Raw genomic sequence first — 15,022 nt, forward strand, 5'->3', positions numbered from 1 at the left:
CTGTGCACTTAGCAGAAACGCAGACAGGGACCAGAAGGTTCCCCGTATCCCAGGCTTCCACACGTCCACGGCAACACTGAGTCAGCACGCGATGATCCTCTTTCGCCTCCATACTGGACGCTCCGTCACTCCGCGCGCATCCATTGCTCCATGACCGACAACAGATGATCGGTATCCACCGGCTTGGTCACGTAGTCGGAGGCTCCGGAGTCGATGCTCTTCTCGCGGTCGCCCTTCATCGCCTTCGCGGTCAGCGCGATGATGGGAAGTCCGGCGAACTGCGGCATCCGGCGAATCGCCGCCGTCGTCGCATAACCGTCCATCTCCGGCATCATGATGTCCATCAGGACCAGGACGATGTCATCGTGCTGCTCCAGCACCTCGATGCCCTCGCGCCCGTTCTCCGCGTACAGCACCGAAAGGCCGTGCTGCTCCAGGACGCTGGTGAGCGCGAAGACGTTCCGGATGTCGTCGTCGACGATCAGCACCTTCTCGCCGTGGAAGCCGCCCTGGAAGACCGGGTCCACCAGGTCCTGGCCGTTGCCGAGCCAGGGCTCCTCCGCGGGCTGCGGCGCAGCGGGCCGTGACGGCGCCTGAGGCGCCCGTGGCGCCCCCTGCGGCGGAGCCGGGGCCGCCGGGCGGCCGGGCAGCTCGAAGCGCCGCGGGGGGCCCGAAACGGCCCGTCGGCGGCGCCGGTTGAGGCTGCCGCCGGAGCCCTGCTCGAACTCCGGCTGCTCCTGGGCCTCTTCCCGGCCGACCTCCGTCTCGCGCGCCTCCGCGTCCATCGCGATCCCGCCGGCCACCAGCTGGGGGTAGCCCTGCGGCGGCAGCCCGCCGGGGTTGTGCGGCAGGTAGAGCGTGAAGGTGGAACCGCGGTTGGGCTCGCTCGCGGCATGGATCTCGCCGCCCAGCAGCCGGGCGATCTCCCGGCTGATGGACAGGCCCAGGCCCGTACCGCCGTACTTGCGGCTGGTCGTGCCGTCGGCCTGTTTGAACGCCTCGAAGATGACCCGCATCTTGCTGGAGGCGATGCCGATACCGGTGTCGGTGACCGAGAAAGCGATCATGTCCGCGTCCGGGTCGCGCAGCGAGCCGTGCTCCAGCAGCTGCTCCCTGATGGCCACCGGGACATCCGCCCCGGCCGGCCGGATGACCAGCTCGACGGCGCCGCTGTCGGTGAACTTCACCGCGTTGGACAGCAGATTGCGCAGCACCTGCAGCAGCCGCTGTTCGTCGGTGTGCAGGGTGGCCGGCAGCTCCGGGGAGACCCGTACGGAGAAGTCGAGTCCCTTCTCGGCGGTCAGCGGCCGGAACGTGGCCTCCACGTAGTCGACGAGCTGGACCAGCGCGATCCGCGTCGGGCTGACGTCCATCTTGCCCGCCTCGACCTTGGACAGGTCCAGGATGTCGTTGATCAGCTGGAGCAGATCGCTGCCGGCACCATGGATGGTTTCGGCGAATTCGACCTGCTTGGGGGAGAGATTCCCCTCGGCGTTGTCGGCCAGCAACTTGGCCAGAATCAGCAGGGAGTTCAGCGGTGTCCGCAGCTCGTGCGACATGTTCGCCAGGAACTCCGACTTGTAGCGCATGGAGACCGCGAGCTGTTCGGCACGCTCCTCCAGGACCTGGCGCGCCTCCTCGATCTCGGTGTTCTTCACCTCGATGTCGCGGTTTTGCGCGCGCAGCTGCTCGGCCTTCTCCTCCAGCTCGGTGTTGGACAGCTCCAGCGCCTTCTGCCGGCTCTCCAGCTCGCCCGAGCGCTCCTTGAGCTGCTCGGTCAACTCCTGCGACTGCTTGAGCAGCACCTCGGTCTTGGTGTTGACCGAGATGGTGTTGACGCTGGTCGCGATCATCTCGGCGATCTGGCTGAGGAAGTCCTTCTGGATCTGGGTGAACGGCTGGAAGGACGCCAGCTCGATCACGCCAAGCACCTTGTCCTCGAACAGCACCGGCAGCACGATCACATTCGCCGGCGGCGCCTCGCCCAGCCCGGAGGCGATCTTGAGATAGCCGGACGGGACGTTCTCCACCAGGATGGTGCGCCCCTCCTCCGCGGCCGTGCCGATCAGTGTCTCGCCGGGTTTGAAGGTCGTCGGCATGCCGCCCATGGCGTAGCCGTACGAGCCCATCAGCCGCAGCTCGTACGCGCCGGCCTCGGCGCCGTCCGCACCGATCTCCCGGCTGTCGGGCTGCGCGGCGAGGAAGAACGCGCCGTGCTGGGCGGAGACCGCGGGCGAGAGCTCGCTCATGATGAGCGTGGCGACGTCCTTGAGATCGCGCCGGCCCTGCATCAGACCGGAGATCCGGGCGAGGTTGCCCTTGAGCCAGTCCTGTTCCTCGTTGGCGAGGGTGGTCTCCCGGAGCGTGGAGATCATGGTGTTGACGTTGTCCTGGAGCTCCAGGATCTCGCCGGCCGCGTCCACGTCGATGCGGACGTTGTGGTCCCCGAGGGTGACCGCCGCGGCGACCGCGGCGATGGCACGCACCTGACGGGTCAGGTTGCCGGCCATCTCGTTCACCGATTCGGTCAGGTCCCGCCAGGTGCCGGCCACGCCCCGCACCTGCGCCTGACCGCCCAGCTGGCCTTCCGTGCCCACCTCGCGAGCCACTCTGGTGACCTGCTCGGCGAAGGACGACAGCTGGTCGACCATCGTGTTGATGGTGGTCTTCAGCGCGAGGATCTCGCCCCGCGCATCGATGTCGATCTTCTTGGTCAGATCACCCTTGGCGATGGCGGTGGTGACCATGGCGATGTTGCGGACCTGGCCGGTGAGGTTGTTGGCCATCGAGTTCACGGACTCGGTGAGGTCCTTCCACGTACCGGCGACGCCGGGAACGCGGGCCTGGCCGCCCAGGATGCCGTCGGTGCCCACCTCACGGGCCACCCGGGTGACCTCGTCGGCGAACGACGACAGCGTGGTCACCATGGTGTTGACCGTGTCGGCGAGCTGCGCGACCTCGCCGCGCGCCTCGACCGTGACCTTCTTGGTCAGGTCTCCGTTGGCGACCGCCGCCGAGACCTGGGAGATGTTGCGCACCTGGATGGTCAGGTTGTTGGCCATCAGGTTGACGTTGTCGCTGAGGTCCAGCCAGATGCCGGTGGCTCCCGGCACCCGCGCCTGACCGCCCAACTGGCCCTCGGTGCCCACCTCACGGGCCACCCGGGTCACCTGCTCGGCGAACGACGACAGCTGGTCGACCATCGTGTTGACCGTCGTGACCAGTTCGAGGATCTCGCCCTTGGCATCGACGGTGATCTTCTTGGAGAGGTCACCGCGGGCCACCGCGGTCGTCACCTCGGCGATGTTGCGCACCTGCGAGGTCAGGTTGTTCGCCATGAAGTTGACGGACTGGGTGAGGTCCTTCCACGTCCCGCTGACGCCCTGCACCTCGGCCTGACCGCCCAGGATGCCCTCGGTGCCCACCTCGCGGGCGACCCGGGTGACCTGCTCCGCGAACGAGGAGAGCTGGTCGACCATGGTGTTCAGGGTGTTCTTCAGCTCCAGGATCTCGCCCCGGGCGTCCACGTCGATCTTCTGCGACAGGTCACCGCGGGCGACCGCCGTGGCCACCTGCGCGATGTTGCGGACCTGGGCCGTCAGGTTGCCGGCCATGCCGTTCACCGAGTCGGTCAGATCGCGCCAGACGCCCGCGACGCCCGGTACCTGCGCCTGACCGCCCAGCCTGCCGTCCGTACCGACCTCCCGGGCGACCCGGGTGACCTGTTCGGCGAACGCGGAGAGCTGGTCGACCATCGTGTTGATGGTGTTCTTGAGCTCCAGGATCTCGCCGCGCGCGTCCACGTCGATCTTCTGCGACAGGTCACCCCGCGCGACCGCCGTCGTCACCTGCGCGATCTGCCGCACCTGTGACGTCAGGTTCCCCGCCATGAAGTTGACGGAGTCGGTCAGTTCCTTCCAGGTGCCGCTGACGCCGTCCACCCGGGCCTGACCGCCCAGCCGGCCCTCCGTGCCCACGTCCCTGGCCATCCGCGTGACCTGGTCGGCGAACGAGGACAGCTGGTCCACCATCGTGTTCACGGTGTTCTTCAGCTGCAGCATCTCGCCGGAGACATCGACGGTGACCTTCTGCGACAGATCGCCGTTGGCGACCGCCGTCGTCACCTGGGCGATGTTGCGCACCTGCCCGGTCAGGTTGCGGAAGGCGGTGTTGACGGAGTCCGTCAGGTCCTTCCACGTACCCGCCGCGCCCGGGACCGCCGCCTGGCCGCCCAGCTCACCCTCGACGCCGATCTCCCGCGCCACGCGCGTCACTTCGGCACCGAACGAGGAGAGCTGACCCACCATCGTGTTGACGGTGTTCTTCAACTCCAGCATTTCACCGGCCACATCGACGGTGACCGTCTGGGACAGATCACCGTTGGCGACCGCCGTCGTCACCTGCGCGATGTCCCGGACCTGCGCGGTGAGGTTGCGGAAGGCGGTGTTGACGGAGTCGGTGAGGTCCTTCCAGGTCCCCGCCGCGCCCGGCACCTGCGCCTGCCCGCCGAGCTGCCCCTCCGCGCCGACCTCGTTCGCCACCCGCGTCACTTCGTCGGCGAAGGTCCGCAGCGTCTCGGTCATGGTGTTGATGGTGTCGGCCAGCTGCGCGACCTCGCCGCGTGCGCTGACCGTGACCTTCTGCGACAGATCGCCGTTCGCGACGGCCGTGGTGACCTGCGCGATCCCCCGCACCTGCGCGGTGAGGTTGCCGGCCATGAGATTGACCGAATCCGTCAGGTCCTTCCACACGCCGGCGACACCGGGGACCTGCGCCTGACCGCCGAGTTCGCCCTCCGTGCCCACCTCGCGGGCGACGCGCGTCACCTCGGAGGCGAAGGAGGAGAGCTGGTCGACCATCGTGTTGACGGTGTTCTTCAGCTCCAGCATCTCGCCGGCGACATGCACGGTCACCTTGCGCGACAGATCACCCTTGGCCACCGCGGTGGTAACGAGAGCAATGTCACGTACCTGTGCCGTCAGCCGGGACGCCATGGTGTTGACGGATTCCGTCAGATCCTTCCACGAACCCGACATTCCGCGCACCCGGGCCTGACCGCCGAGCTTGCCCTCGGTGCCGACCTCACTGGCCACTCTCGTGACCTCGTCGGTGAACGCGGAGAGCTGGTCCACCAGACCGTTGACGGTCCGGCCGACCTTCAGGAATTCACCCCGCAGGGGGTGCTCCGAGGAGCTGTCCGAACTCCGCGACCGCAGATCCATCCGCTGTTCCAGGTCGCCCTCGGACACCGCCGACAGCACCCGTCCCACCTCGGAGACGGGCCGTACGAGGTCGTCGACCAGGGCATTCGAGGCGTCGATGGCCGCGGCCCAGGAGCCTTCTGCGGCACCGACCTCCAGCCGCTCCGTCAGCTTGCCCTCGCGCCCCACGACCCGGCGCACCCGCGCCAGCTCGCCCGTCAGATGCAAATTGCGGTCCGCAACCTCGTTGAAGACCGCGGCGATCTCCGACATGACGCCGTCGCCGGAAACCGTGAGCCGCTTGCGGAAGTTCCCGTCCCGCATGGCCACCAGGGCGACCAGCAGCCGATTGAGCGCAGCCGTATCCACCTCGGTCGTCCCGTTGTTCCGGGAACGTCCGCCTTTCGCGCGCGTGCTTGCGCCCCGCGCCGCTGCGCCAGACTCCACCGTGTCCCTCCCGCAGGGTCGACCGTTCTACCCGGGCTTTCTCTTGATACTTGCCCAGTGTTTCACCATGGCTCAACCAGGCCATAACAGTTCGGCAGCATCGCACACCGTCCCAGGGCACGATTGGGGCGGAAACACACGTGACCGGCATCCTCGGGTGCGGCGAAGGTAAGTAACCTGGCATACGGCTGTCCACCCGGCCCGTCCCCCGAGCACGGGCGGTGGCACACGCACAACAGGTATTCGGAGGGGCGCCGCGACCATGGGGGAGCAGATCACCGACACACGCATGAGGAGACCAGTGATCACCGCGCGGGCCGCCGCAACATTCGAGCCGGTCGGGCGCTCGGTCGCCACTGCCCGTGCATTCGTCCGCGACACCCTCCAGGGCTGGGGCTGCGCCGACATCGTCGACGACGGCGTCGTCCTGACCAGCGAGCTGGTCACCAACGCCGTGGTGCATGCCGGCACCGCCGCCGATGTGCTGTGTCTGCGCAATGACGCAGGGGTACGGATCTCCGTCGCCGACCGCTACCCCGAGCGCGAGATCCCGCTCCAGAACGCCGGCCAGGTCGTGGTCCACCCGGACCGCGAGGGCGGCCGCGGCCTGCTGCTGTGCGGCGCGCTGGCCACCCGCTGGGGCGTCGAGTACACCGCCGCACAAAAACACGTGTGGTTCCAGCTCGACCTCCCCGAGCGCCCGGCCGGCACCCGCTCCGCCGGCCCGGCCCTGCCCGTGGACGCCCTCCCGGTCACCGACGCCCGGGTACGCGTCGCGGTGATCCAGATCGACCGCGGCGGCTGCATCAGCTTCTGGAACGATGACGCCCAGGACCTCTTCGCGTACGACCCCGAGCAGGTCACCGGCAAACCCCTCACCGACTTCGCCGCCTGGCCGCACACCCCCGGCACCGGCACCGGCATCGCCGAGGCGCTCCAGCTCTCCCGCTGGGAGGGCTCCTACGGCATAAGGGGCGCCGACGGCCGGGTCGTCCCCGTCTACGCCTCCCACCTGCGCGTCCGCGATGTCGACGGCGAGGCGTCCACGGTTTGCCTCCTGGTGCGCGACCACGAGCGGGCGATCCTGCAGAGCCCCCCGCGCACCCCCGCGGACTCCGCCACCCAGGCCGCCCAGGCGGAGGGCCGCCCCTCCGACCCGTTCGAGGTCTTCATCGGCTCCCCGGCCCCCGACGACCTCGACGGCCTGCTCCAGCGCACCGTCGAGCGCGCCCGCGACATGCTCGACGGCGACGCCGCCTACCTCCTCCTGGCCACCGACGACGAGACCGAGCTGGAGGTGCGCGCCTCCACGGGCCTGCCCTCCGCCCGCCAGCGGTTCGCCCGCGTCCCCGTGGAAGCCGGATCCGGACGTTACGGCTCCGCCCGGATGCCCGCCGTCCACGAGGACCTCACGGCCGTCCCCGGCGCCGTCCCGCTCCTCAGCGGCACGGGCATGCGCTCGGTCGTCACCGTCCCGCTGAAGGTCGAGGGGCGGCTCACCGGCTCCCTGGGCGTCGCCGCGGAGAGCGCCGGGCGGTACACGAACGAGGAGGCGCTGAGGCTCCAGTTCGCCGCCGACCGCATCGCCCTCGCCGTCGAACGCGCCCGCCTGACCGAGCTGGAAAAGCTGCGCCGCGGCTCGCTCTCCTTCCTCGTCGAAGCCTCCGACCTGCTGGCCGGCACCCTCGACCGCGACCAGACGCTGGCCCTGATGGCCCAGATGACGGTCCCCACCCTCGCCACCTGGTGCGCGGTCTACACCGTCGCCGACCAGGCCTCCGAGCCCGAGCTGTCGTACGTCCTGCACGAGGACGAGGACCGCATCGACGGCCTCAAGACCCTGCTGATGAAGGTCGACCCGCCCGAGCCCGTCCCCACCCCCGGGGCACGCGTGTGGACCGCCCCCAGCGACGCCGCACACGACGCCGCGCTGCGGACCTCGATGCGCAGCCTGGGCCTGGGCAACTCAGCCCGCCCTTCCACGGGCCCCGGCACCACCCTCGCCACCGCCTCCGCCGTCGGCGGGGAGACCGTCGTGCTGCCGCTGGTCGCCCGTAACCGCGTCATCGGCATGCTCACCCTCGGCAAGCCCACCGAGGAGCACTTCCGCCAGGAGATCCTCGAACTCGCCGAGGACCTCTCCCGCCGGGCCGCCCTCGCCCTGGACAACGCCCGCCTCTACTCCGAGCGCACGGCCATCAGCCAGTCCCTCCAGCGCAGCCTGCTGCCCCCGGAGCCGCTGCCCGACATCCCCGGCGTCGAGGTCGAGGTCATCTATCGCGCGGCCGGCGAGGGCAACGAGGTCGGCGGCGACTTCTACGACCTCTTCCCGATCCACGACGGCGCCTACGGCTTCGCCATCGGCGACGTCTGCGGCACGGGCCCGGAGGCCGCAGCCGTCACCGGCCTCGCCCGCCACGCCCTCCGGCTCCTCGCCCGCGAGGGCCTCGGCGGCCCCGCGGTCCTGGAGCGGCTGAACGCCGCCATCCTCGACGAGGGCGCCCGCAGCCGCTTCCTGACGCTCCTTTACGGCGAGCTCTGGCCGCAGGACGACGGCAGCGCCCTGCTCAAGGTCGTCTGTGCCGGCCATCCCCTGCCGCTCCGGCTGTGCCAGGACGGCTCGGTCGAACCGGCCGCCGAACCCCAGCCCCTGCTGGGCGTCATGGACGACCTCGAACTCTACGAACAGACCGTCACCCTCGACCCCGGCGACGTCCTGCTGTGCGTCACCGACGGCGTCACCGAACGCCGCGAGGGCACCCGCATGCTCGGCGACGACGGCCTCACCGACGTACTGACCACCTGTACGGGCCTGACCGCCGGCGCCGTCGCCACCCGCGTGCTGCGCGCCGTGGAACGCTTCGCCGCCGAGCCGGCCTCCGACGACATGGCCATCCTCGCCCTGCGCGTCCCCGAGCCCCAGGCGAGCTGACCCCAACGGGCCGGCGGTCGGCGGACACCCACACCGCCGGCCGTCCCACCCCGCGGACCGCTTCTCACTCCCCGTCATATCCGGTACGCATCAAGGCTCCACATGCCCGAGACGCGGCACCGCCCGCTTCCGCATACGACGAAGGCCCCCGCCATATGGCGAGGGCCTTCGTTGTCTGGAGCCCCAATACGGAATCGAACCGTAGACCTTCTCCTTACCATGGAGACGCTCTGCCGACTGAGCTATTGGGGCGCGGCAACGGAAAAGATATTACCCCAACTCCGCGGCAGATTCGAACCGTCCCCCATCACGCGCCTAAAAGGCCGGCTGCAGCAATCCGCCCAGCGCATTGCAGGCACTCACCATCTTGTGCAGCTCCCGCCGCGACATCTCCGCATGCACGGGCAGCGCCAGCGTCTCGTCCACGGCCCGCTCCGTCTGCGGCAGGAACACATCCCGCCGCAGCCCCGGCATCCGGTACACCGGGGCCAGTACGGGCACCTTGCAGCCAACTCCCTTGGCCCGCAAGGCCCGCGCGAAGGCATCGCGGTCCGGCCGCCCGTTCCCCGGCACCCGCACCACGTACTGCTCGTAGGTGTGCCCCGCCGCCGGCGTCGGCGTCCAGACCCCGCGCAGCCTGCCGTCCAGGTACGACGCCTGCTCCCGGCGCAGCTCCACGCCGTCCGCGCGGGCCCCGGGCTCGTCGTCCACCAGCACCAACAGACCGCGCCGCTGCCCCACTTCACGGATCCAGCCGGCGTCCGCCTGCCGCCCGAACCGGTTGATCGCCACGACGGCGACGGTCCGCCCGGTCACCACGTCCGACACCGCGGCCGGATCGAGGCAGTAGCTGTCCACGTCAATATCGGCGAACACCGGCACCGCGCCCAGCTCCACCACGGCCCGGGCCACTTCGGCGTTGCCGTAGGCCGGCACCACGACCTCGTCACCAGCACGCACACCGGCCGACTTGAGCGTTCCCACTGTCCGCATGAAACGGATCCTGGTCAGCTGAGATGAACGTCGAGTTACGCCCACCACCCGAAAATCAGAACAAAAAAGCTCCGGTCCCTGAACCAGAAGGTTCAGGGACCGGAGCTGAATGATTGTTCGGCGGCGTCCTACTCTCCCACAGGGTCCCCCCTGCAGTACCATCGGCGCTGAAAGGCTTAGCTTCCGGGTTCGAAATGTAACCGGGCGTTTCCCTAACGCTATGACCACCGAAACACTATGAAGTTAACCAACCCGGCATGGACACAGGTCATTACTTCAGAACCTACACAGTGGACGCGAGCAACTGAGGACAAGCCCTCGGCCTATTAGTACCAGTCAACTCCACACCTTACGGTGCTTCCATATCTGGCCTATCAACCCAGTCGTCTACTGGGAGCCTTAACCCCTCAAGGGGGTGGGAGCCCTCATCTCGAAGCAGGCTTCCCGCTTAGATGCTTTCAGCGGTTATCCTTTCCGAACGTAGCCAACCAGCCATGCCCTTGGCAGGACAACTGGCACACCAGAGGTTCGTCCGTCCCGGTCCTCTCGTACTAGGGACAGCCCTTCTCAAGACTCCTACGCGCACAGCGGATAGGGACCGAACTGTCTCACGACGTTCTAAACCCAGCTCGCGTACCGCTTTAATGGGCGAACAGCCCAACCCTTGGGACCGACTCCAGCCCCAGGATGCGACGAGCCGACATCGAGGTGCCAAACCATCCCGTCGATATGGACTCTTGGGGAAGATCAGCCTGTTATCCCCGGGGTACCTTTTATCCGTTGAGCGACGGCGCTTCCACAAGCCACCGCCGGATCACTAGTCCCTACTTTCGTACCTGCTCGACCCGTCAGTCTCACAGTCAAGCTCCCTTGTGCACTTACACTCAACACCTGATTACCAACCAGGCTGAGGGAACCTTTGGGCGCCTCCGTTACTCTTTAGGAGGCAACCGCCCCAGTTAAACTACCCACCAGACACTGTCCCTGATCCGGATCACGGACCCAGGTTAGACATCCAGCACGACCAGAGTGGTATTTCAACAATGACTCCACAACCACTGGCGTGGCCGCTTCAAAGTCTCCCACCTATCCTACACAAGCCGAACCGAACACCAATATCAAGCTATAGTAAAGGTCCCGGGGTCTTTCCGTCCTGCTGCGCGAAACGAGCATCTTTACTCGTAATGCAATTTCACCGGGCCTATGGTTGAGACAGTCGAGAAGTCGTTACGCCATTCGTGCAGGTCGGAACTTACCCGACAAGGAATTTCGCTACCTTAGGATGGTTATAGTTACCACCGCCGTTTACTGGCGCTTAAGTTCTCAGCTTCGCCATGACGAATCATGACTAACCGGTCCCCTTAACGTTCCAGCACCGGGCAGGCGTCAGTCCGTATACATCGCCTTACGGCTTCGCACGGACCTGTGTTTTTAGTAAACAGTCGCTTCTCGCTGGTCTCTGCGGCCACCACCAGCTCACACTGCAAAAGTGATCACCAGCAATGGCCCCCCTTCTCCCGAAGTTACGGGGGCATTTTGCCGAGTTCCTTAACCATAGTTCACCCGAACGCCTCGGTATTCTCTACCTGACCACCTGAGTCGGTTTAGGGTACGGGCCGCCATGAAACTCGCTAGAGGCTTTTCTCGACAGCATAGGATCATCCACTTCACCACAATCGGCTCGGCATCAGGTCTCAGGCACATGCTGTCCGGATTTGCCTAGACAGCGCCCTACACCCTTACCCCGGGACAACCACCGCCCGGGCTGGACTACCTTCCTGCGTCACCCCATCGCTTACCTACTACCACCTTGGATCGGCGGCTCCACCACGTCCCTTTGTCCGAAGACTCCAGGCCGGCTTCACGGCCTTAGCATTAATGGATTCGATACTGGGCGTTTCAAAGCGGGTACCGGAATATCAACCGGTTGTCCATCGACTACGCCTGTCGGCCTCGCCTTAGGTCCCGACTTACCCTGGGCAGATCAGCTTGACCCAGGAACCCTTAGTCAATCGGCGCACACGTTTCCCACGTGTGTATCGCTACTCATGCCTGCATTCTCACTCGTGAACCGTCCACAACTCGTTTCCACGGCTGCTTCACCCGGCACACGACGCTCCCCTACCCATCACAGCCTCCGTTGGGAGTATTGCTGCAATGACACGACTTCGGCGGTGTGCTTGAGCCCCGCTACATTGTCGGCGCGGAATCACTTGACCAGTGAGCTATTACGCACTCTTTCAAGGGTGGCTGCTTCTAAGCCAACCTCCTGGTTGTCTCTGCGACTCCACATCCTTTCCCACTTAGCACACGCTTAGGGGCCTTAGTCGATGCTCTGGGCTGTTTCCCTCTCGACCATGGAGCTTATCCCCCACAGTCTCACTGCCGCGCTCTCACTTACCGGCATTCGGAGTTTGGCTAAGGTCAGTAACCCGGTAGGGCCCATCGCCTATCCAGTGCTCTACCTCCGGCAAGAAACACACGACGCTGCACCTAAATGCATTTCGGGGAGAACCAGCTATCACGGAGTTTGATTGGCCTTTCACCCCTAACCACAGGTCATCCCCCAGGTTTTCAACCCTGGTGGGTTCGGTCCTCCACGAAGTCTTACCTCCGCTTCAACCTGCCCATGGCTAGATCACTCCGCTTCGGGTCTTGGGCACGCTACTCAACGCCCTATTCGGACTCGCTTTCGCTACGGCTTCCCCACACGGGTTAACCTCGCAACATACCGCAAACTCGCAGGCTCATTCTTCAAAAGGCACGCAGTCACGACACAGAGACAAGTCTCTGTGCGACGCTCCCACGGCTTGTAGGCACACGGTTTCAGGTACTATTTCACTCCGCTCCCGCGGTACTTTTCACCATTCCCTCACGGTACTATCCGCTATCGGTCACCAGGGAATATTTAGGCTTAACGGGTGGTCCCGCCAGATTCACACGGGATTTCTCGGGCCCCGTGCTACTTGGGTGGTTCTCAAACGAGCCGTTAATGTTTCAGCTACGGGGGTCTTACCCTCTACGCCGGACCTTTCGCATGTCCTTCGCCTACATCAACGGTTTCTGACTCGTCTCACAGCCGGCAGACTGCAAAAGAGAACTCCCACAACCCCAACCACGCAACCCCTGCCGGGTATCACACGTGACTGGTTTGGCCTCATCCGGTTTCGCTCGCCACTACTCCCGGAATCACGGTTGTTTTCTCTTCCTGCGGGTACTGAGATGTTTCACTTCCCCGCGTTCCCTCCACACTGCCTATGTGTTCAGCAGCGGGTGACAGCCCATGACGACTGCCGGGTTTCCCCATTCGGACACCCCCGGATCAAAGCTTGGTTGACAGCTCCCCGGGGCCTATCGTGGCCTCCCACGTCCTTCATCGGTTCCTGGTGCCAAGGCATCCACCGTGCGCCCTTAAAAACTTGGCCACAGATGCTCGCGTCCACTGTGCAGTTCTCAAGCAACGACCAGCCACCCACCACCCCAACCCGAAGGCTGAGTTCACTGGGGCCGGCATCGCGAAGGTCCAGACAACAGTCCGTACCCTCAGATACCCAACAGCGCGCCCGGCACGACCAGTCGAATCCTGTGTTCCACGCCGAAGCAGTACTAACAGTCCTCATCTGACCGTGCCGAATAGTCAACGTTCCACCCATGAGCAACCAGCATCAGACATTCGCTGATGTACTGGCCTCTGACCAACCAAAGGTTGGTAAGAAGTGCTCCTTAGAAAGGAGGTGATCCAGCCGCACCTTCCGGTACGGCTACCTTGTTACGACTTCGTCCCAATCGCCAGTCCCACCTTCGACGATTCCCTCCCACAAGGGGTTGGGCCACCGGCTTCGGGTGTTACCGACTTTCGTGACGTGACGGGCGGTGTGTACAAGGCCCGGGAACGTATTCACCGCAGCAATGCTGATCTGCGATTACTAGCAACTCCGACTTCATGGGGTCGAGTTGCAGACCCCAATCCGAACTGAGACCGGCTTTTTGAGATTCGCTCCACCTCGCGGTATCGCAGCTCATTGTACCGGCCATTGTAGCACGTGTGCAGCCCAAGACATAAGGGGCATGATGACTTGACGTCGTCCCCACCTTCCTCCGAGTTGACCCCGGCAGTCTCCTGTGAGTCCCCATCACCCCGAAGGGCATGCTGGCAACACAGAACAAGGGTTGCGCTCGTTGCGGGACTTAACCCAACATCTCACGACACGAGCTGACGACAGCCATGCACCACCTGTACACCGACCACAAGGGGGCGCCTGTCTCCAGACGTTTCCGGTGTATGTCAAGCCTTGGTAAGGTTCTTCGCGTTGCGTCGAATTAAGCCACATGCTCCGCTGCTTGTGCGGGCCCCCGTCAATTCCTTTGAGTTTTAGCCTTGCGGCCGTACTCCCCAGGCGGGGAACTTAATGCGTTAGCTGCGGCACGGACGACGTGGAATGTCGCCCACACCTAGTTCCCAACGTTTACGGCGTGGACTACCAGGGTATCTAATCCTGTTCGCTCCCCACGCTTTCGCTCCTCAGCGTCAGTATCGGCCCAGAGATCCGCCTTCGCCACCGGTGTTCCTCCTGATATCTGCGCATTTCACCGCTACACCAGGAATTCCGATCTCCCCTACCGAACTCTAGCCTGCCCGTATCGAATGCAGACCCAGGGTTAAGCCCCGGGCTTTCACATCCGACGTGACAAGCCGCCTACGAGCTCTTTACGCCCAATAATTCCGGACAACGCTTGCGCCCTACGTATTACCGCGGCTGCTGGCACGTAGTTAGCCGGCGCTTCTTCTGCAGGTACCGTCACTCTCGCTTCTTCCCTGCTGAAAGAGGTTTACAACCCGAAGGCCGTCATCCCTCACGCGGCGTCGCTGCATCAGGCTTTCGCCCATTGTGCAATATTCCCCACTGCTGCCTCCCGTAGGAGTCTGGGCCGTGTCTCAGTCCCAGTGTGGCCGGTCGCCCTCTCAGGCCGGCTACCCGTCGTCGCCTTGGTAGGCCATCACCCCACCAACAAGCTGATAGGCCGCGGGCTCATCCTTCACCGCCGGAGCTTTCCACACACAGACCATGCGGTCGTGTGTCATATCCGGTATTAGACCCCGTTTCCAGGGCTTGTCCCAGAGTGAAGGGCAGATTGCCCACGTGTTACTCACCCGTTCGCCACTAATCCCCTCCCGAAGGAGGTTCATCGTTCGACTTGCATGTGTTAAGCACGCCGCCAGCGTTCGTCCTGAGCCAGGATCAAACTCTCCGTGAATGTTTACCCGTAATCGGGTGAAACACACACGAGAGCGGAACGACCAGACGGAATAGGTCCGGTCGTTCACAGCGTCCTCGCTGTGTGTGCCATCCGCACCACATGGGCGCCGATGGACTTTCAAAGGAACCTCATCCACCGAGGTGGACGGGGTATCAACATATCTGGCGTTGACTTTTGGCACGCTGTTGAG

The 15,022-nt window shown here is 65.0% G+C and carries 3 protein-coding genes, 1 tRNA gene and 3 rRNA genes; 1 reads left to right on the forward strand and 6 read right to left on the reverse strand.

Annotated elements, in window-relative coordinates:
• Nucleotides 1-125: 125 nt before the first annotated feature.
• On the reverse strand, nt 126-5,648 hold the full coding sequence (locus OIU81_RS09375; RefSeq protein ID WP_329145763.1) for a HAMP domain-containing protein: 5,523 nt from the start codon (nt 5,646-5,648) through the stop codon (nt 126-128).
• A 262-nt stretch (nt 5,649-5,910) separates the two neighbouring features.
• Here OIU81_RS09375 and OIU81_RS09380 point away from each other — a divergent pair, with 262 nt between their 5' ends.
• Nucleotides 5,911-8,580 (forward strand): SpoIIE family protein phosphatase, encoded by a 2,670-nt coding sequence (locus OIU81_RS09380; protein ID WP_329145765.1) that lies wholly within the window; start codon nt 5,911-5,913, stop codon nt 8,578-8,580.
• A 176-nt stretch (nt 8,581-8,756) separates the two neighbouring features.
• On the opposite strand, the gene OIU81_RS09385 is transcribed toward OIU81_RS09380, so the two are convergent.
• From OIU81_RS09385 to OIU81_RS09405, 5 genes are all read right to left on the reverse strand, one after another.
• Nucleotides 8,757-8,832, reverse strand: a tRNA-Thr gene (locus tag OIU81_RS09385).
• 63 nt (nt 8,833-8,895) lie between these two features.
• On the reverse strand, nt 8,896-9,573 hold the full coding sequence (locus tag OIU81_RS09390) for a DegT/DnrJ/EryC1/StrS family aminotransferase (protein ID WP_329145767.1): 678 nt from the start codon (nt 9,571-9,573) through the stop codon (nt 8,896-8,898).
• A gap of 115 nt (nt 9,574-9,688) precedes the next feature.
• Nucleotides 9,689-9,805, reverse strand: a 5S ribosomal RNA gene (rrf, locus tag OIU81_RS09395).
• Between the two features lie 74 nt (nt 9,806-9,879).
• Nucleotides 9,880-12,998: ribosomal RNA gene (locus tag OIU81_RS09400) — 23S ribosomal RNA — on the reverse strand.
• A gap of 302 nt (nt 12,999-13,300) precedes the next feature.
• Nucleotides 13,301-14,829: ribosomal RNA gene (locus OIU81_RS09405) — 16S ribosomal RNA — on the reverse strand.
• Together the 16S, 23S and 5S rRNA genes form the textbook arrangement of a ribosomal RNA operon.
• Nucleotides 14,830-15,022: the final 193 nt, after the last annotated feature.

Origin of the sequence: Streptomyces sp. NBC_01454, from assembly GCF_036227565.1 — a bacterium.
Lineage (GTDB): Bacteria > Actinomycetota > Actinomycetes > Streptomycetales > Streptomycetaceae > Streptomyces.

Bases quoted from the DNA above. Each gene is read 5' to 3' on its own strand.
- OIU81_RS09380 (WP_329145765.1), top strand. From the start codon at position 5,911: ATGGGGGAGCAGATCACCGACACACGCATGAGGAGACCAGTGATCACC.
- OIU81_RS09390 (WP_329145767.1), bottom strand. From the start codon at position 9,573: ATGCGGACAGTGGGAACGCTCAAGTCGGCCGGTGTGCGTGCTGGTGAC.